The organism is Microbulbifer agarilyticus (assembly GCF_019800665.1).
GTDB lineage: Bacteria > Pseudomonadota > Gammaproteobacteria > Pseudomonadales > Cellvibrionaceae > Microbulbifer > Microbulbifer agarilyticus_C.
Genome location: NZ_JAHVKO010000001.1, coordinates 442,680 through 460,821 on the forward strand (window position 1 = coordinate 442,680; position 18,142 = coordinate 460,821).

Sequence of the window (18,142 nt, forward strand, 5' to 3'; positions counted from 1 at the left end):
TGGCTTGTAGATCAGAACAAGAACGAAAGAACAATTAGAGATAAAACGACCATGAAAAACATCCTCACTATTGCTGCTGTTGTGTCCGCTGTTTTTCTGCTTGCGGCCTGTGAACCCAAGCGCGGCTCAGATGCCTGGTGTAAGAAGATGGACGAAACTCCGAAGGGTGACTGGAGCTTCAAGGACGCCGGCGACTACACCAAATACTGCGTACTGAACCAAAAACCAGACGAAAATTAAGCGACGCTTGATACGGAAGCCGTCCGTTGTTTTTTGTCGATTCCTGCCAGCACTTCTTCCGCCCGCTTACCGGTAAGTACCGTGAGCAGGTGGTGGAGTGTCTGCGTCTGTTATACGAGCGCCTGTATACCGCCAAGGCGGATTACGGTGAATCCCTGAACCGCGAACAGATTCTGGAAATCTTTTCGGAAGCGCTGACACGCGCCCCGCAGCTCGACAGCGACGGCGAGGGAGGTGTCGAATCCGAGGGGCGCTTCCGCGGCCTGCGCGAACAATCCATATGGGTGCTGAATAGCCTGGTGGAGTTTGGCTGGCTGGAGAAGCTGGTGGACTCCGCTACACTCACCGTGTCTTACCCGTTCAGTCGTCGCGGACGCCTGTTTACGCAACCGCTGGTGGAACTCAACAGCACCCGCGTGCGTACCCGCCATCGCAACACCCGTAATACGCTTAACGCCTTGGATGCTTTTGCCAGCCGTGGTGAGATCTACGATCTGATCGATGCCTGGGAGTATTCCGAGCGAATCGTTGCCGACTTCACCGATATGATCGCTGAGCTTGAGGAGCGCAAGCGGGAGATGGTGCGTGAGGTCGAAGCACACATTCTGGTGCAGCAGGCGACCGACGAATTCTTTTCGTTTATGGAGAGCCGCTTCCAGCCAGATCTGGCGATCCGTCTTTCTGCGGATAGTGTGGAGAAACATCGCGATAGTATCAGCCGGGTAATCGGTCAGATACGCCGCAAAGACAGCGCACAAAAAGCGGAATGGGAACAGCGTTTGCGTCAGCAATTGCCCGAGCTCTTTGTCGAGGGGCAGTCGGTTTTGTGGTTGATGCTCGACACCATCGAAGATCGTATGCGTCGCGCCTGTGAAGTAAAGTTGCCGGCACTGCGCCAGGCCCTGCAAGGCTTTACCAAACGCGCAGAAATTATTATTCGCCAGCTCAGTTACCTGCAAAGCACCACCGAGGGTGCATTCACGGATCTGTGTCAGGAACTGGGTACGAGCGACCGGCGGGATGCACTGCTCGCCAGCCTCGGCGATGATCTCGCCAGTTTCCAGTTACGCTTGTTCGATCCAAAACACACCCAATTGTGGCAGCGCAGCCGCCGTCAGCCGGTGAATACCTTGGTAGAGGATGAGGCGCCGATTGACGACGAAAGTCAGCGAGGCATCGTCCTGCAGCAGCTGCTGGATCAGGCATTCAATTTCAACAGCAGCGATCTCAAAACCTACTTGGCAAACGCTCTCGGTAGCGGGCAGCGGGTACACAGCCGCGACCTTCCGCTATCCAACGCGCGTGACCTGCTAGCCATGAGTCATGCGCTGGAAGCTGCGGCCGTCTCGCAGGACGGCACCGGTCCCTTTGTGGAAGTGACCTTTTCCGGTGAAACCGCGAGCAATGATTATTTCCAGTCTTTTGATGAATACACACTTGAGTTGAAAAACCGTGATTGAACAGGCTCTTGATGAGGCGTTGACGCAGTGCCGCCTGACCCGCAATGAATTTTCCGAGCTGCTGGTACGCCTGCTGGATTACGGTGTTATCTGCCGAGATGAAAGTAACGTTGAAACGCTACTTTACGATCGCTTTCAGCGCTGCGAGCAGTTGATCCGCGATTGGATCGCACCTTTGGGCTTGCGTTTGCAGCACGACAGTCGTTTCCAGTTTATTCGTGTCTATCCGCCGGGTGCCGAAGTTCCCAGCATGCCCGATCAGGATGAGCCACACCATGGCGGTTTTCGCGCGCGTCTTTCGCAACAGGAAGTCGCGGCGATTCTTGTGTTGCGTGTCGAGTACGACAAGTCGTTGCGGGAAGGGCAGGTTGATGACCAGGGTTGCGTTGCGCTGACCCTCGAAGCCCTCGAGCTTGGTTTGCGCAATTTGCTCAAAATGTCGCTGCCGGACAAGTTGGCAGAGCGCAAGCATCTGTTGAAGAAGTTGCGCCAGCTGCGCTTGATCCAGTTCAATGGGGACGACAATGATGCCGGTGCGGAAGCTCTGCTGAGAGTGCGGCCCACTATTGCGCAGTTTGTGAGTGAAGCAGCACTGGCTCAACTACTGGAGAGTGAGCCCCCGGTTGTGGAATCAGCGGCGGAACCAGCTGCGGACGCGCAGGGGCCTGCTACACCTAAAGAGAGCAAGGAAGACATTCAGCGCATTACGCCTGCCAGTGAAGAGCACAGCCTCTTTGCTGATTCGCAATAATAAAATAGTGAGCGAACGAAACGCATGTTTCTGAAAAAACTCATTCTGATCAACTGGGGCAATATCCCCCAGCTGGAATACGATTTCGGTCCGATCAACCTGTTTTCGGGGGGCAATGGCTCCGGTAAGACCACGGCCGCCGATGCCATACAGACGCTGATGACCGCCGCACACGATACCCTGTTCACCTTCAACCCGGGGCAGGATGAGACCACCCAGCGCGGCCGCGGCGGCAAACAGGTGCGCACACTCGCATCCTATGTCCTTGGTTGTGACGACGGCAGCTACGCGCGGCTGCAACCCACCGATTGCTATATCGCGGGTAACTTCTTTCCAACCGAAGGTGAGGAGGGCGAGCCGTTTACCGCGATTATGGCGATCCGCGCCCATTTGGATACCAGCTCCAAGCCCGCCCAGGCGCGTCAGGACAATTTGAAGTTCTTTGTCATCCCCGGCCAGCAGCTGGCGATGGGCGACTTCATAAAAGAATACAAAGATGGCAAACACCTGCTGCCACTCGACAAATTTTACGGCGTAATCAGCAAGCAGTTCGGCAAGGTCGAACAGTACGACAAAAAGAAAGCCTACCTGCGTCGCCTATACGGCGCTTTACGGGGCCGCAAAGATGCGGTTCCCGATCGGGAGGCCACTCATGCAGCGCGAACCTTCGCCAACTTTATGGCTTACAAGCCGGTAAAGAGCATCAACGACTTTGTCGCGCAGGAAGTATTGGAGAAACGCGATCTGGGCGATGCCATTCGCTCTGTGTCTGAGTTGATGAAAACCATTCATGGCATGGAGCAGGAAGCGCGGGAGATTGTCGATCGCGTGGGTGCGCTTGCGCGTATTGCCGAATCGGCGGATCTATATACCGAGCAGTGGCTGCAACTGCGGGTGCAGGAATATTTACAGGCCAAGCACCAGCAGCTTCGCGTACAGAAAACTTATCTGGAAGGCAAGAACCGGCAGAAGGAAACCCGGGCGGAGCTGGAGCGGACCGGCCAGGAAATTGTGCAGTCCGAGGCGCGCACCCGGCATCTGAGTGAACAGCTGGTTGCCATTCAGGCGCAGCGCCAGGGAATCTCTGCACTTCGCAGCAAGGATGAGTTGGACCAGAAGATTACTCAGGCGAACCGTATCCTGTCTTCTCTGGCATCACCACTTGCGGCCCAGCAGAAACTCTTCGCCTCGAATCAGACAGCGGCGGAAGAGTTGCTTTCTTTGCTGAGCACGACCTCAGTGTCGCTGGAGATACCAGCATTTAGCGATGGGGCGCTGGTGAAGTCACTGAAGGCAGTGGCCCGCGGTGAACCATTACCCAAGCTCGATGGCCTGCTCGGCAAAGACTGGATTGACCTGTCCGCGCAGGAGTCCCTGCGCGAAACCGTCGCCAAGTCTGAAGCCCAGCAGAATCGTTTCGTGCAGCAGATGACCGGTGCGGAGCCGGGCGAAGTCACTTTGCGCGACCAGGTGAATGACCTGGTATCCCGCGGTGAGCTGAAAGTGCAACAAATGCAGAAGCAGCTGCACGGCCAGGAATCCCGCATTCAGCACCTGCAGTCAAATCGGGTGCGCTATCCGCAATACGTAGAGCAGGCACTGGTGGCGATTCGCGAGCAGTGCCCGCAGGCTGAACCACAGGTGTTGTGCGACTTTGTCGAAGTCCTCGACGAGCGCTGGCAGATGGCAATTGAGGGCTATCTGGGTGGTGCGCGCTTCTCGATTATTGTTGAGCCGGATTTCGAGGCGGATGCCATCCGTGTGGTGCGCAATATGCCCGGGCGCAGCAACCGCGCACGGGTTATCCAGGGGGATAAGGCGCGGCGGGATGCGGAGCGACTGGATGCGCAAAAGGGCTCCATTATTGAGTTGATGTCATTCAGCCACAAGACCGCGGAATATTACCTGCGTGCTTCCTACGGCAGTGTCCTGCAGGTGCGGGATGCGGCAGAGCTCAAGGGTACCCGTCGTGGCCTGACTTCCGAGGGACTGGCCAGCGGTAACTACAGCATGTGGCGCTGTGATATCGATGATAGTGATCTGGTATTCGGCCAGGGCGCACGTGCCCGGGCGTTGGCGGCACAAGAGCGCGCTTTGCAGCAGCTGTTGAAAGAAGCGGGCGTGATCAGCGAACAACAGCAACAGCTGCGAAAACTGTCCCAGGCTGTGCGTAGTTTGTCCAGCTTGTCGCTACTGGAATCGGTGGATAGTGCGCTGGATGCGCAGCGCCAAGGCCGCAATGCGGAGCAGGCCCTGTCGAACCTCGACCTGAATGACGGGGTAGAGCTGGAGCGGCAAGCCAACACCTTGCACGAACAGCTTGAGGCAGAGCGTCAGCAGGGGGCCAGCCTGCAGAAGCTGGCCGGTAAACTGGAATCGAATCTGGACGGTATTGCGCGGCAACTGCAGGCGCTCTCGGCCCAGCTCGATCAACTCGATGAGGCTCTTACGGACTGCGAGGCTGCGGTGCAGCGCATTGCCCAGATCACCCCAGATTTCGATACCGATTCGGTGCTGCAGCAGGCGGATCAACAGGCTGCGCAGGCAGACGACGGCTTCGATTTTTCTCAAGATGTCGCGGAATGGCGTGGGTTACTGCAAAAATACAGTCACCAGTTATTGAAGGCAGTGATGGACTACAACGCAAGTTGTAGCACTGGCGACACCCTGTCGTTTGATCCGGATTTTGCCGCGGGCCATGACGAGTCGCAGTTCAAGCTGGTGTGTCAGCTGGTAGAGCAGGTGACGGCATTGCGCAATCGCCTCAAGAACAACTTGCTGGTAGACCGCCACGAGCAATTGCAGGGGCTGAAGAAGTCGTTCAACACCACCTTCGTCACCCACCTCTGCCATGCGATTTATCAGTCGATTAATGATGGCAAGCGGGTACTGGACGACCTCAACCTTGAACTTGAGCATCATCGCTTTGGTGCCGATCGCGAGCGCTTCCGCTTCGATTACCGCTGGGTGCCGGAATTCAAAGAGTATTGGGGCTTCTTCAAGGCGGTCATCGAACTGCCAAATCTCGGTGAAGAGCAGAGCCTGTTTGATGCCGATTTGTCACAGAAGCACCAGCAGGTGCGCGACAAACTGTTGAATATGTTGCTGAGCGAGGACGAGCAGGTGGCGCGGCGCGAACTCGACCGCATGAGTGATTATCGCAACTATCGCAATTACGAGATCTACAAGGAGCCGCAGGGCAAGGAGCCTATCGCGCTGAGCCAGTACGGCACCGGTTCCGGCGGCCAGTTGGAAACCCCGGCCTATATTATTCGTTCCGCCGCGGTTACCTCGGCCTTTCGCTTCAACGACGGTAATAGCCATTTGAAGATGGTGTTGGTGGACGAGGCCTTCTCGAAGATGGACGAATCGCGCTCTCGCGAGGTCATTCGCTATCTGACAGAGACCTTGGGGCTGCAGCTGTTGTTTATTATGCCCAGTAGTAAGTCCGGTCCGTTTATGGACCTGATTTCAAATCAATTCGTATTCAGCAAATGCCCGAGTCCCAAGCCCATTGGCGAGCTAAATACTCGGGTGTATGTCGATCGAAAAGTATGCAATCAGGAAAAGATTGCCAAACTGTGGGCCAACCACCGGCATACGATACGCCAGCAAGCCAGTCTCGAGTTTTTGGACATGCTGGAAGAGCCGGTCACTGTTTGAACTTGATTTTTAGACGTCAGTTCACGGAACATACCCCCAATTCAGGTAGTATTTGTCCATTAGTTTGAACAATAAAGCTATGAGCAGGGGAGGCTTGTATGCGTCAATTTTCGATTTTGTTGGTCTTTGTGGTGGCCTTTGGTGGCGCCGCTGTGCTGTATGAACAGGAAAGTCGTAAAGTGAAAGGGGTTTTGTCCCAGATCACGGATTTACAGGCCAAAGTGGGCGATATGCAGGCGGAGATCAAGCGCCTGAATGCCGAGCTTGAATCGGTAAAGCTGGCGGAGCGCCGCCGCCCAAATTTGAATTCCGTCGCCAGCCGCGTACTCAAGAATGAGCCGGTCAAAACACGCCCAGTGGCGCAAGCAGACGCTGGCCAGCAAGATCGCGGCGTTTTTGCCGGCGATGTAACGGCGAGCGCGCCGGCAATCCGTGGCCGGGGTGAGCCTGGCGACGATGGCGAGTGGGCCAAACCCACGGTTGATGCCGAAGTGTACGAAGCTCAGGCTGGCGACTCTGCACCAGTGGCAGACCCTTATCAGTAGAAGGTGGTTACCAATAGCTGGCTAAACGATGGCGGTAGCAAGCAGACCGCTTTGCCAGCTTTACAGGTGTCTTTATAATTATCCCTAGATTTTTCGTCCGAGCCCGCTGCCAAAGCGGGCTTTTGGTTTTCTGAGCCTGGAATTCGCTATGAGTGTTACCGCGTTTTATGAGTCTCTCTCTGCCCAGCTGGCTGGTCTGCTAACGGGCGAGCGCGATTGGCTGGCAAATACCGCTAATGCCAGCGCGCTACTCTTTCTCGAGATGTCTGACATCAACTGGGCGGGCTTCTATTTCCTGCACGGTGACGAGCTGCGTCTCGGTCCTTTCCAGGGCAAGCCGGCTTGCACCCGTATCGCGGTTGGGGCGGGGGTGTGCGGTACCGCCGTCAAGACCGGCCAGTCGCAGCTGGTTGAAGACGTTCATGCCTTCCCCGGGCATATCGCTTGTGATGCGGTTTCGGCATCCGAAATCGTTGTCCCCCTGTACAACGGCGAGCACTGTATTGGTGTGCTGGATATCGATAGCCCGTTGATTGCTCGCTTTACCGAGCAGGACCTGGCTGGGATTGAGGCATTTGCCCGCGTACTGCTTGAACACTCCGATTTGCCCGCGGCTTAAAGGCCGGGCGCTCAGGGATGGCGGTTATTTGGCAGCAGCAGCGCGATGGTAACCGCTATGAAGTGCGTACCCATGGTGCGACCGTGCGCCTCTACACCAATGGGGTGTTCCACACGCAATGGAACCCTCGTGACCCGCTAAAAGGTTCCCTATGGGAACTGCTACTTCTCCCGGCGTTTTTTCTGCCCCCTGAACAGGTAAAACGGGTGTTGCTACTGGGTGTGGGAGGTGGTGCCCTGATCCGGTTGCTGCAGACCTATTGCTCCCCAAACCAAATCCTCGGTGTGGATATTGATCCGGTGCACCTCTTCGTCGCGAAACGTTTTTTCGAGGTGGCCGGTGTCGAGCTGGTCTGCGCGGATGCCCGCACGGCGGTTTCTGAACTTGCTGCCGGTGATGGGGCGTCGTTTGACCTGGTAGTCGATGACCTGTTTGGGCATGTTGATGGCGAAGCTCAACGTGCAATCGCCGCTGATCCGGATTGGTGCAAGGCGATTCTCGCGCTTGTGGGGCCTGCGGGCATGGTGATCAGTAACTTTGGGTCTCGTCGCGAATTGCTGGACAGTGGCTGGCGAACGCCCACGATCAGAGCACAATTGGAGCCCGCAAGCGGGTGCTGGACCCTCGAACACCCGGATTATGAAAACTGTATTGGCGTTTTTAGCCGGATTCCCCTGGATCGCAAAGATCTCAAATTGCATGCTCCTGCGGCGCTAAATCCGGGCAATCCAGCACGTAAACTGGATGCTCGTATTCGCCCTCTTCGCTAAGTCCGTTTTTCGCCAAATTAATGTGCGCATTGAGTTGGCGGGCTATTGATCCTTGAGTCTATACTGAATTTAGTCAGTTATTTTCCCGGGACCAATTGATGCGCTACAAGACCTTGGAAGATGTGATTCAGGAGGGAAGGGAGTTCCACCAAAAATTGGGCCGCCAGTACGCGGAATTTGAATTACTTTCTGCCGATGAGCGGGCCAGTTTGCTGCTCGATCAACTCAAGCGACGCGAAGTTTCCATGAGCCATACGTTGGAAAACTTTCGCGATGATGTGGGAGAGGGGGCTTTGCGCACCTGGGTGCAGTTTGCCCCAGAAGGACGTGAACCAGAGTTGCTGCAGCGATTGCGTAACATCGACATCTCTGACGTTGAGGCCATTGGGCAGGTGGCGATGGATATCGAGATGTACCTTTCGGATCAGTATCGTGATTTGCTTTTGATCGCCGATACACCCACCGCGAAGCGAACCTTAGAGCGTTTGCTAGAGCTCGAGCAGCTCGAAGAGCATACACTCTCTGTCAATCTATATAACTTGCGCGATTATTGACCGGGCGTGTTTTGTTGGGGACGAGCGGAATGGCATCGGACGCTGACTCTATTTGGTCAGGCGAAATACGCAAAACCCTTTGGCTTTCTCCAGTAAAGTAACTTCGCGAAACAGTCCCTCGGTTTTGCGCGCGAGCGGAATAAATTCGTTTACCACGAAAAGGGCCGATCCACCGGATTTAAGCGTCCTCGCTGCGTCGGCAAGAAAACGATCTGTGAGATCGCCTTCCACTTGAAAGCCCTGATGGAATGGTGGGTTGCAAATCACTATATCTACGCTGGTACTGGCGACTTGCGAGCCTGCATCGCCAGCAATCACCTCTCCCTTAATTCCGTGTAGATCAAAATTATTCTGGCACGCTAATAAGGCTGCGGCGTTGTTGTCCGTGGCAACAATATGCGTATCGGGTGCCAGCTGAGCTAGCTGAACGCTCAGGTAGCCAAAGCCGCAACCCAGGTCCAGCGCGTTGAATGGGGTCTTGGGTAATTGCTCGGAGAAGTGCCGGGCGAGCAGGGCGCTGCCCACATCAATTTTGTTCCAACCAAATAGTCCTGGTTTGCTGAACAGGCCATTGAGCGAATCCAGTTTGCGTAGAGCGCGATAGTCAGAATCGTCTAGGGCCACGCCTAGCGTCGCGTCGCGGTTCAGCTGGTTGTGGCTGGAATACTCTGTGCCATGCTTCTGCAGGCTTTTCCCACCGCCAAATTTCTGCGCGGCTTTTTGGGCGTAGGTTTTGATTCCGCTGTTCTTGCTGCCAATCAGGATCAGTTCGCCATTCTCTTGAAGGCGCTCGGCCGCAGTGTTGATCACATGGTGTACCGCAGCCTTTTCCTTGGATACTGGGTACACGATGCGCGAGAACGTTTTTTCGATTGCTGGCAGATCAAAGTCTGAAAACAGTGCAGAAATGCAAATCTGCTCTGCTGCGTGAACGATATCCCAGCGATTGCTGAGCAGGGTGCCGCGAAATTGCAGCCCGGCTGTGAGCAGGGCTTTGCTATTTTCATCGGCGATCCACAGCGTGTCGTTATCACTGTTGCTTAGCAGTTGGGAAAGCAGGGTAGACATAGGCGAGCTTTGGTCTTTTCTAGCTGGGTCAGCCGATGCTGGCCACTTCTTCCGGGGTAAGCGGGCGGTATTCCCCTTCGGTCAACATCTCGTCCAATGCGATTTCACCGATGCTCTCGCGATGCAGCTCTAATACCCGATTCCCCAGCGCTGCAAACATACGTTTTACTTGGTGGTAGCGCCCCTCAGTAATGGTGATGCGCACCTCATTACGGTAAAGAATCTCGAGCTTGGCCGGCTTGGTGCGAGTCTTCTCGTTATTCAGCCAGATACCTTTGGCACACTTGTCTACCGCATCGTCAGCAATCGGTTCCGCCAAGTGTGCGTAGTAGGTCTTTGCACATTGGTGGCGGGGTGAGGCGATTCGGTGCGACCACTGGCCGTCATCGGTGATCAGCACCAGCCCAGTGGTATCGATATCCAGACGTCCGGCAATATGCAGCTTTTGCAAATTTGGTTCGTCCAGCAGGTCCAGCACGATGGGGTGCTCCCCGTCTTTCGTCGCGCAGACGTAGCCCAGCGGTTTATTCAGCATAAAGTAGCGCGGGCCGGCCGCGCCGAGCGGCTCGCCGTCCAGGCAAAGCTCGTCAGCAACATCCACCTTACTGGCAGGGTTTGTCACCGTCTTTCCGTTGACGGTGATGCGTTCCTGACGTGCCGCTCTTTTTACTTCAGCCCGCGACAGGTCGGTGACCTGGCTGATCGCCTTGTCGAGACGCAGTGTCGCGGAGGTTTTCGAGGTGGATTTAGCCAATCTTCTTCTCACCGGAATCGACAGATTGGTAAATCAGGGTGTTAATGGTCATGGGGCCAACACCGCCAGGAACTGGGGTGTAGGCGGATGCGCGCTCTACCAGCGGGCCCAGCTCAATATCGCCCACGCCACCGGGGTGATAGCCTGCGTCCACAACCACGGCGCCATCTTTGATCCACTCGGCCTTGATAAATTCTGGTCGGCCTACGGCGCCTACTACGATGTCAGCGCGGCGGATATGCTCTGCCAGATCTTGGGTCCTAGAGTGGCAGATGGTTACTGTCGCGTTAGCGTTCAGCAGCATGGCGGCCATTGGTTTGCCAAGGATGGGGCTACGGCCAACGACGACGGCATGCTTGCCTTCGAGTTCGATATTGTAGGCCTCCAGCAGGCGCATGATGCCTTTCGGAGTGGCGCAGCCGTAAGCTTCCTCGCCCATCGCCATGCGGCCAAACCCGAGACAGGTCACGCCGTCTACATCTTTCTCCAAGGCAATGGCGTCAAAGCAGGCGCGCTCGTCAATCTGTTCTGGCACCGGATGCTGAAGAAGAATGCCATGGACGTTCGGGTTACTGTTGAGCTCTTCGATCTTGGCCAGCAGTTGCTCGGTGGTAGTAGAAGAGGGGAGCTCCACCTGCAGGGAGTCCATGCCTATACGGCGGCAGGCGTTGCCTTTCATCTTTACATAAGTCGCAGAAGCGGGATCGTCGCCCACCAGAATGGTGGCGAGGATCGGAGTCTGGCCGCCACTTTTCTCTTTCATGGCCGCGACACGGGCAGACAGTTCTTCTTCGGTTTTCTGGGCAAGGGCCTTGCCGTCCAGAACCAGTGCTGACATAGATTTTTCTCAACCTGAGCAGAGAGCTCCGCCGGCACGAAGTGACGGGCTCGTGGGTGTAGGAGTTAGAAGCTTAATAAAGGGGCGGCATTTTCGCACAAGCCGCGAATATTTTCCCTATCTGGTCAGCTATTCGGCAACCAGTTTGATGAAAGGCTAAACTACTTTAAAAATAATGGCTTAGCGGCGTTGACACCCTCGAGGGGCGCAAGTAATATGCGCGCACTCAAACGGGGGGGCAACTCCTCGGGACAGTATCGGGGCATAGCGCAGTCTGGTAGCGCGCCTGCTTTGGGAGCAGGATGTCGGGGGTTCGAATCCCTCTGCCCCGACCAATTTTCCGGGTTTCTATGCGCCCGTAGCTCAGCTGGATAGAGCATCCGCCTTCTAAGCGGATGGTCGCAGGTTCGAGTCCTGCCGGGCGTGCCATTCCTACCAATGGCAGCGAACTCGGCAGACTAGTGGTGGACCACAGCGAGCTTTTGGTCGCAGGACTATCCCGGCTCATTTGCACAGCAGATGGGCGAGACAGTGTTGCCACAAGACACTGATACTGCATTATGGTGGCCGTAGCTCAGTTGGTAGAGCACAGGATTGTGGCTCCTGAGGTCGCGGGTTCGATCCCCGTCGGCCACCCCATATATTGACCATCAGGTCCCGAAACCCGGCTTTATGCCGGGTTTTTTGGTTTTGGGGTCGGATTGTTCTAGCGCTCGCCTTTACCTGCACTGGGGCGATCTAGGATAATGCGCGCCAGTTTTGTGTTTCGGCAGAGGACCCGCCGAATTTAATCTTTGAAAGTTAGGGGAATAAAGTGACTGAAGTAGTCGAGCGTAAGGCAACCAACGTGCACTGGCACGACGGCGAAGTAAACCGTGGCGACCGTGCAGCAATGCTGGGTCATAAAGGTGTGACTTTGTGGTTCACTGGCCTGTCTGGTTCCGGTAAAAGTACCGTTGCGGTTGCGGTGGAAAAGGCGCTGACTGCCCGTGGCGTGCTGAGCTACCGACTCGACGGCGACAATATTCGCCTGGGGATCAATTCTAACCTGGGCTTCTCTGCCGAAGACCGTCAGGAAAACATTCGCCGTGTCGGTGAAATTTCCAAGTTGTTCGCGGATACAGGTGTTGTGGTACTCAGCAGCTTTATTAGCCCCTATGCGGAAGATCGCGCGATGGTGCGAAAAGTGCATGAAGAGGGCGACCTGCCATTCATGGAAGTCTTTATTGACTGCTCTCTGGAAGCGGCGGAAGAACGCGATCCCAAAGGTCTGTACAAAAAGGCTCGCGCGGGTGAAATCCGCGGATTTACTGGAATTGATGATCCGTACGAAGCCCCGGAAAGCCCTGAGCTGCATTTGCGTACCGACCAGATGACTCTGGAAGATGAGGTTGAGGCGGTAATTAAGTCTCTGCAAGAGCGCGGTATTATCGTCTAAGGATGTGACGCTGTGGTGCACGTTGCTGTGACGACACAGTCGTAGGGTAATGTGCCGCCATGCTGCTTCTCTGGGGTATAGCATTGCCGCTATACCTCGGAGTATAAATTTCTGTTTTTATCCGCATTTTTGTACATTCCGTTTAATTCTTAAACGGTTGTTTTCTTCCAAATTTCTTCAAGTTAACTCGCCCGCCAACCGGCCAACGCTTTTCCCCGCGCCACATATACTGTTGCTGTGCCCGTAATATTTGCTGACAGTCGCTTCTGTCCATCGGTGCACTAGGAATACATGGCGTAGGGAGGCGCATATGGCTTTGAGCGCAAGGAGTTTTTTCGCGCGACTTGGTGTCCGGCGGGTTGTGACGAGTGTTTTTGCCGCGTTTTTTTTGTTGCTCGGGTTGGGTGGCTGGTTTGCCTATGAAAACTTGCCGCGGCTTCCTGGCGTGCCTAAGGCGCCCGTTGTCGGTGTGCCCGAAGGGGCGCTCGATCATCTGCCTCAGTCAGCCTATCTCGGTGACCACCCTAGAAAAAGCGGGCGTCCGGCAGAATACTTTCCATTTCCCATTGCGATAGGCGAAAGTGGTCCGGTAGAAACACTTTTTTCCGGCCCTTCTACTTATCCGTTTCTATGTGGGCAAAATAAACTCACCTACTTGCAGCCGCTTGTGGACAACCATGATGGTGAGGGTATTCCAATCTTTTCCCTTGATGATGAAGGGCAAAAGACAGATGAAGTAATTGGCTATAGTCGTGACTGTAGCCATGCCACTTCTGTTTCCTATTTTTATCGGAGTACCGTAGATGGTTTGTTCCATCGGCTAGAAAAAGCCAACGATGATATCGATAAGGTGACGGTAAATGGACGCACGACAGATTTTGTTGTGCGCTTGGAAACCGGCACCATTAATCGTTTCTTTTATGCGATTGCCGTTTTGCGTGGAGAAGGTGAAACGGCGGATAAGCCGAATGGCAGCAACTGGAACAAGCGCCTGATTTATCAGTTTCGGGGTGGGGTAGGTGTAGGGCGCCGCCAGGGAAATATGGGGCGGAGTGCAACTGTCGAGCGTCGTGAGGATCAGCTGGCCCGCGGTTATGCAATTGTTTATTCGACCGCTAATCAGACCAGTAATCACTACAATATCTGGCTAGCCGAAGATACGGCGCGGCGGTTAAAGAAGCAGTTTATTTCGCTCTACGGTGAGCCACTTTATACCGTTGGTGTTGGTGGCTCGGGTGGAGCAATTCAGCAATACCTTATTGCCCAGAATGCACCGGGCGTGCTGGATGCCGCAATACCGCTCTACTCCTATCCAGATATGGTAAGCCAGACCATTTATGTATTTGACTGTGAACCATTGGAATATTACTTCGATGTAGTCGTTGCGGAAAATTCGCGATGGAAGAACGTAGCAGAACGCGAGTCGATTATCGGGCTTGCAACTAAAGCGGATTTTGAGCATCGCTTCAAGATTTTGGAAGATGCAGTAGCCATTTTTGACCCCCGTTATCGTGGTGTCGCCAACGGCACTTCTGAGTGTGTGCAGGGTTGGCGAGGGCTGGTGCCCCTGGTTAATAACCCGAATTTCATTCACTTTAAGGCCAGCTATGCCGACGAGGTTGCCGACAAAACCCATTGGACGCACTGGGAAGACTTGCGGGATTTTTATGGGGCTGGGCACGATGGTTACGCGAACAGCGCATGGGATAACCAAGGGGTACAGTATGGTCTTGAGGCGCTAAAGAGAGGAAAGCTCAGCATTGATGAGTTCCTCCATCTGAACGCGACGATCGGAGGGTGGAAAGCACCCTTAGAGCAGGGTGGAGAGAAGCTCTGGTTTATGAATGGTGATCTGTTCCCAGTGGACCTGTCTGTCTGGAGTGAGCACAACATGAATTTAGGGAGCCTGGATAACCCGGCGCCTAGAAGTGTTGCCAGTATGGATGCCATCGAGGGTATTTATCGCTCGGGACACGTGTTCCTTGGCGATGTCGAAATTCCGATTGTTGATCTGCGTCATTATCTGGAAGGCGAATTAGACATGCATCATAGTCTGGCTTCTTTTTCCAGTCGTGAGCGTATTCGGCGGGCGCGGGGACACGCAGATAACCAGTTGATCTGGATGAGCCACAAGAAGTATGACCCGGTTGATGAGGCTCTGGATATTATCGATCACTGGATCCAGAAAATTGCTGAAAACCCCGAGCGTGGTGTTGCCGGTAATAAACCCGTCGAGGCCACCGATCGTTGTTTTGACAAGGATGGCAATGTGCTGGCTGCAGGTTCGGATGTATGGGACGGTGCGTGGAATCACAAGGCTAATGGAGCCTGTATGCAACTCTACCCGATTTACAGTACGTCGCGGATGATGGCCGGTGCACCGATTACTGGTGATGTGTTCAAGTGCGCTTTGCAGCCGCTAGAGCGTGCCGTTGCCAAAGAGATCTATGGTCAAGCAACGGACGAGGTCGTTGAACGTATTGACGACATGCGACGGATTTTCCCGGACGGTGTATGCAACTACAATCTCGGTGATATTGCGCGCCCAAGCGGACCGCTATTTCCACAGGAAGGTGATGTGATGATTGCCGGCCAGTCGGTCGAGTCAGATTATCGATTGGTTCCTGCGCAAATTGCACAGGATTCCGAGCCTGAGGAAGAGGTCGTTCCCACGCCTGTGTCGGTAGAATCACCAGTGTCGGAGGAGTAGGTTAAGCGTAACTTCTGGTGAATAAATAGGCGCTGAAAGTTTTTAAAATTTTTGGCGTCTTTTTTGTTGACACGAAACTCCAGTCCGGTAAGATGCGCCTCGCTCTCGGGGGATAACCCCAGAGCAAAACGGAAACCTTCGATAAGAAGTTACCGAATTGGGTGGTTAGCTCAGTTGGTAGAGCGGCGCCCTTACAAGGCGTAGGTCACAGGTTCGACCCCTGTACCACCCACCACTTCTCGAGAAGAAGTGCGCTACCGAGGACCGGTAGTTCAGTTGGTTAGAATGCCGGCCTGTCACGCCGGAGGTCGCGGGTTCGAGTCCCGTCCGGTCCGCCAGATACAAAAAAGGCCCTGTTCGAAAGAACAGGGCCTTTTTTGTATCTGGCAAATCGTCGTGCAAGAACCCTCGTTCGACCAAATCGCGCAGCGATTTAGGACGCCAGAGCGCAGCGGCGGCGCCCGAAGGATGAGCGGCGCAGCCGCGAATCAGTCCCGTCCGGTCCCGACGCCGGCACATCGCAGTTTTCGAGCCCCAGGCCCCTCTGGCTTTTCTATAATTTGCAAATTGTCCATTTTGCAAATATATTTGGGTCAAATGTCCTCTATTCCAAACGAGGAGGCAAAATGGCCAATCCAGCCCACACCCCGCAGCCCAAGGAAGACCAGGTCCTCCTCGAGGCCACCCTCAACACCGCCAATCATCTGGGCCTGAAAAAGAAAGAGCTCAGCGAAATCATCCACCTGGATGACCGCACTCTGCGTCGCCGCAGTGGCCTCGCGCCCAATAGCGCCGAGGGCCAGCTCGCCCTGCTACTGGTAAGAGCCTACCGCTCCGCCTTCGTACTCATGGGCGGGGAAGAGGCCGCCAAAACTTGGTTCGCGACCGCCAACCGCGCCCTGAACGGGGTCCCCAAAGAGCTTGCCCACCGTATTGACGGGCTGGTGCGCATCGTCACTTACCTCGACGCCATGCGGGGCAAGGTGTGATCGACCTGCGCGATAAAATTCGCGCAACCTCCTCGCGCCTGATCGGCCGCCTGTACCGCATTATTGAATCGCAAGAAGAGGTCGCTACCCGTAGCCTGGTGGACAGCCTACAAAAACAGGGAGTGCTGGAAAACCTGCTGGAGCAGAGCAAGCCAGCGCGCCTGCCCGGGAGCGAAGACCTCCATTATCTTCTGGCCACACCGTTCCGTTATCCACCGCTGCTCTGGGGGTCCCGCTTTGGTCGCACGGCGGAGAGCGGTATTTTCTATGGCAGCAAAACCATCGCCACCGTACTTTCCGAGGCGGCCTACTATCGCCTGCTGTTTCTCAATGACATGGAAGTAGCACCGGCACGGGCAGTCACCAGCTACCACCAGGTTTTCTCTGCCAAATACTGCGCCGAACCTGGTGTGCGGTTGCAAAGCGAGCCCTGGCGATCCTATTGGTCTCAGCTCACCCACCCATCCGAATACGCATTTTGCCAGCAACTGGGCACCCAGTTGCGAGAGTGTGGTGTTCGTGGGGTAGAGTCTCCATCCGCCCGGGCGTTGTGTGCCGGTCTCTCGGAGCTGCCGGTAAATGGAGGGGAGGGCACCAATGTGGCGTTGTTTGAGCCCGAAGCACTTCTCCGCAGGCCTCTGACCATCGAGGCCGAGGTCACCGCCGAATCCAGTTCAGACAGCGTTTCCTTTCTGGTGAAGTCCGGCAGTGTCGTGGATACTGTCAGTTTCCCAAGAGCTGTTTTCCTGTCCTCCGGCGAACTTCCGCTTCCCGCATGATCCGATACCTCACAGAGCTCAGCCTTGAGCACTTCATAGAAGCAGCGAGAAATGTCCCCTATCAGCAGATTCAGTCGGACCTCTTTCCGGACGTGGACCTGTGGGTGAGGCGGGATGACCTGATCGATCCGCTTATTTCCGGCAACAAGGCCTACAAGTTGATCCACAACCTGCTGGAAGCGAAGGAGCGGGGCTTGGACACCCTTGTTACCTGCGGCGGCGCCTGGTCGAACCATATACACGCCACCGCCGCGGCCGGCCAGCGCTTCGGGTTTAACACGATCGGAATTATCCGTGGGGAGCGGCCGCCGGTGCTGAGTGCCATGCTGCAGGATGCCGAGCGGCTTGGCATGGAGCTTCAGTTTGTGTCCCGCGCCGACTATCGGCGGCGGCATCAGCCGGATTTTTGCGCGAATGCAGGGGTGAACACTTCAGGGGCCTGGTTTATCCCGGAGGGCGGCGCGAATCAGCAGGGCGCAGAGGGTGTGCGACTGCTCGGCAGGATCATCGGAGAAACACGTCCGGTTGAGTTTGATGAATGTTGGCTCGCCTGCGGTACGGGTCTGACCCTGGGCGCACTTGCATCCGCTCTTCCGTCATCGATACAGCCTGTGGGGGTTGCCGTATTGAAGGCCGAGCAAAGTATCGCTGAAGCGCTGGAATTTTGGCGAGCGAATAGCCAAAGGTATTTAAAGCCGGTTCTCATCAACGATGGGTACCACGGAGGTTATGGCAAAAGCACTGAATCACTGCTGGCCTTCCAGCGCCAATGGGAGAGGCAAACTGAAGTCCCGCTGGACCATGTGTATACCGTCAAGGCTGCTTTTGCGCTTATGAGACACTGCGCTCAAAATGAAAAAAATATACGTAAGACACATAAAGAGAGCGTGTTAATGGTTCACACCGGAGGGCTTCAGGGAAAGCGTGGGTTGATCAAAAAGTGAACCAAAACACGCAAGATTAG

The 18,142-nt window shown here is 55.2% G+C and carries 16 protein-coding genes and 5 tRNA genes; 18 read left to right on the top strand and 3 right to left on the bottom strand.

Features of this window, described 5'->3' with window-relative positions; translation table 11 throughout:
* The first annotated feature begins 51 nt into the window (after positions 1-51).
* The 8 genes from KUV22_RS01800 (at position 52) to KUV22_RS01835 (ending at position 8,602) form a co-directional block, all read left to right on the top strand.
* Positions 52-240: a DUF3012 domain-containing protein gene (locus tag KUV22_RS01800; protein WP_010131341.1), complete on the top strand. Its 189-nt coding sequence runs from the start codon at positions 52-54 to the stop codon at positions 238-240.
* A gap of 26 nt (positions 241-266) precedes the next feature.
* Positions 267-1,700, top strand: coding sequence for a Wadjet anti-phage system protein JetA family protein (locus KUV22_RS01805; RefSeq protein WP_222227928.1), 1,434 nt, complete (start codon positions 267-269; stop codon positions 1,698-1,700).
* Entirely contained in the window at positions 1,693-2,451 is a 759-nt protein-coding gene (locus KUV22_RS01810; RefSeq protein WP_222227929.1) for a DUF4194 domain-containing protein, read from the top strand. The genes KUV22_RS01805 and KUV22_RS01810 overlap by 8 nt, the downstream gene beginning before the upstream one ends.
* Positions 2,452-2,475: 24 nt before the next feature.
* A complete protein-coding gene (locus KUV22_RS01815; protein WP_222227930.1) occupies positions 2,476-6,114 on the top strand; it encodes an ATP-binding protein in 3,639 nt (1,212 codons plus the stop codon).
* A 98-nt stretch (positions 6,115-6,212) separates the two neighbouring features.
* Positions 6,213-6,659: a hypothetical protein gene (locus KUV22_RS01820; RefSeq protein WP_222227931.1), complete on the top strand. Its 447-nt coding sequence runs from the start codon at positions 6,213-6,215 to the stop codon at positions 6,657-6,659.
* A 148-nt stretch (positions 6,660-6,807) separates the two neighbouring features.
* The gene (locus tag KUV22_RS01825; protein ID WP_222227932.1) at positions 6,808-7,278 is read left to right on the top strand and encodes a GAF domain-containing protein; all 471 of its coding nucleotides are present in this window, start codon (positions 6,808-6,810) and stop codon (positions 7,276-7,278) included.
* A 17-nt stretch (positions 7,279-7,295) separates the two neighbouring features.
* A complete protein-coding gene (locus KUV22_RS01830; protein ID WP_222227933.1) occupies positions 7,296-8,048 on the top strand; it encodes a methyltransferase domain-containing protein in 753 nt (250 codons plus the stop codon).
* Positions 8,049-8,146: 98 nt separating this feature from the next.
* Entirely contained in the window at positions 8,147-8,602 is a 456-nt protein-coding gene (locus tag KUV22_RS01835) for a hypothetical protein (RefSeq protein ID WP_222227934.1), read from the top strand.
* 48 nt (positions 8,603-8,650) lie between these two features.
* Here KUV22_RS01835 and KUV22_RS01840 read toward each other — a convergent pair whose 3' ends face one another.
* Genes KUV22_RS01840 through folD form a run of 3 tightly spaced genes read right to left on the bottom strand, consistent with a single transcriptional unit; the run spans position 8,651 to position 11,262 of the window.
* Positions 8,651-9,670, bottom strand: coding sequence for a class I SAM-dependent methyltransferase (locus tag KUV22_RS01840; protein WP_222227935.1), 1,020 nt, complete (start codon positions 9,668-9,670; stop codon positions 8,651-8,653).
* Positions 9,671-9,698: 28 nt separating this feature from the next.
* Entirely contained in the window at positions 9,699-10,424 is a 726-nt protein-coding gene (gene rsuA, locus KUV22_RS01845; RefSeq protein ID WP_222227936.1) for a 16S rRNA pseudouridine(516) synthase RsuA, read from the bottom strand.
* Positions 10,417-11,262: a bifunctional methylenetetrahydrofolate dehydrogenase/methenyltetrahydrofolate cyclohydrolase FolD gene (gene folD, locus KUV22_RS01850; RefSeq protein WP_222227937.1), complete on the bottom strand. Its 846-nt coding sequence runs from the start codon at positions 11,260-11,262 to the stop codon at positions 10,417-10,419. Before folD ends, rsuA begins: the two co-directional genes overlap by 8 nt.
* A 258-nt stretch (positions 11,263-11,520) precedes the next feature.
* Here folD and KUV22_RS01855 point away from each other — a divergent pair.
* The 10 genes from KUV22_RS01855 to KUV22_RS01900 all read left to right on the top strand — a co-directional run bounded on the left by KUV22_RS01855 (position 11,521) and on the right by KUV22_RS01900 (position 18,122).
* Positions 11,521-11,597: transfer RNA gene (locus KUV22_RS01855), tRNA-Pro, on the top strand.
* Positions 11,598-11,614: 17 nt separating this feature from the next.
* Positions 11,615-11,691, top strand: a tRNA-Arg gene (locus KUV22_RS01860).
* A 134-nt stretch (positions 11,692-11,825) separates the two neighbouring features.
* Positions 11,826-11,901, top strand: a tRNA-His gene (locus tag KUV22_RS01865).
* A 175-nt stretch (positions 11,902-12,076) separates the two neighbouring features.
* Complete coding sequence (gene cysC / locus KUV22_RS01870) at positions 12,077-12,700, top strand: adenylyl-sulfate kinase (RefSeq protein WP_222227938.1); 624 nt, start codon at positions 12,077-12,079, stop codon at positions 12,698-12,700.
* A gap of 310 nt (positions 12,701-13,010) precedes the next feature.
* Positions 13,011-15,410 (top strand): DUF6351 family protein, encoded by a 2,400-nt coding sequence (locus KUV22_RS01875; protein ID WP_222227939.1) that lies wholly within the window; start codon positions 13,011-13,013, stop codon positions 15,408-15,410.
* A gap of 159 nt (positions 15,411-15,569) precedes the next feature.
* Positions 15,570-15,645, top strand: a tRNA-Val gene (locus KUV22_RS01880).
* Positions 15,646-15,671: 26 nt separating this feature from the next.
* Positions 15,672-15,748 (top strand) — tRNA-Asp (locus KUV22_RS01885).
* 288 nt (positions 15,749-16,036) lie between these two features.
* A complete protein-coding gene (locus KUV22_RS01890; RefSeq protein ID WP_222227940.1) occupies positions 16,037-16,399 on the top strand; it encodes an MbcA/ParS/Xre antitoxin family protein in 363 nt (120 codons plus the stop codon).
* Positions 16,396-17,178 carry an RES family NAD+ phosphorylase gene (locus KUV22_RS01895; RefSeq protein ID WP_222227941.1) on the top strand — a complete coding sequence of 261 codons (783 nt, stop codon included), beginning with the start codon at positions 16,396-16,398 and terminating at the stop codon, positions 17,176-17,178. Before KUV22_RS01890 ends, KUV22_RS01895 begins: the two co-directional genes overlap by 4 nt.
* The gene (locus tag KUV22_RS01900) at positions 17,175-18,122 is read left to right on the top strand and encodes a 1-aminocyclopropane-1-carboxylate deaminase/D-cysteine desulfhydrase (protein ID WP_222227942.1); all 948 of its coding nucleotides are present in this window, start codon (positions 17,175-17,177) and stop codon (positions 18,120-18,122) included. Before KUV22_RS01895 ends, KUV22_RS01900 begins: the two co-directional genes overlap by 4 nt.
* Positions 18,123-18,142: the final 20 nt, after the last annotated feature.

Coding starts and splice junctions, on each gene's coding strand:
- KUV22_RS01800 (WP_010131341.1), top strand. CDS start 52: ATGAAAAACATCCTCACTATTGCTGCTGTTGTGTCCGCTGTTTTTCTG.
- KUV22_RS01815 (WP_222227930.1), top strand. CDS start 2,476: ATGTTTCTGAAAAAACTCATTCTGATCAACTGGGGCAATATCCCCCAG.
- KUV22_RS01820 (WP_222227931.1), top strand. CDS start 6,213: ATGCGTCAATTTTCGATTTTGTTGGTCTTTGTGGTGGCCTTTGGTGGC.
- KUV22_RS01825 (WP_222227932.1), top strand. CDS start 6,808: ATGAGTGTTACCGCGTTTTATGAGTCTCTCTCTGCCCAGCTGGCTGGT.
- KUV22_RS01830 (WP_222227933.1), top strand. CDS start 7,296: ATGGCGGTTATTTGGCAGCAGCAGCGCGATGGTAACCGCTATGAAGTG.
- KUV22_RS01835 (WP_222227934.1), top strand. CDS start 8,147: ATGCGCTACAAGACCTTGGAAGATGTGATTCAGGAGGGAAGGGAGTTC.
- KUV22_RS01840 (WP_222227935.1), bottom strand. CDS start 9,670: ATGTCTACCCTGCTTTCCCAACTGCTAAGCAACAGTGATAACGACACG.
- folD (WP_222227937.1), bottom strand. CDS start 11,262: ATGTCAGCACTGGTTCTGGACGGCAAGGCCCTTGCCCAGAAAACCGAA.
- KUV22_RS01875 (WP_222227939.1), top strand. CDS start 13,011: ATGGCTTTGAGCGCAAGGAGTTTTTTCGCGCGACTTGGTGTCCGGCGG.
- KUV22_RS01890 (WP_222227940.1), top strand. CDS start 16,037: ATGGCCAATCCAGCCCACACCCCGCAGCCCAAGGAAGACCAGGTCCTC.
- KUV22_RS01900 (WP_222227942.1), top strand. CDS start 17,175: ATGATCCGATACCTCACAGAGCTCAGCCTTGAGCACTTCATAGAAGCA.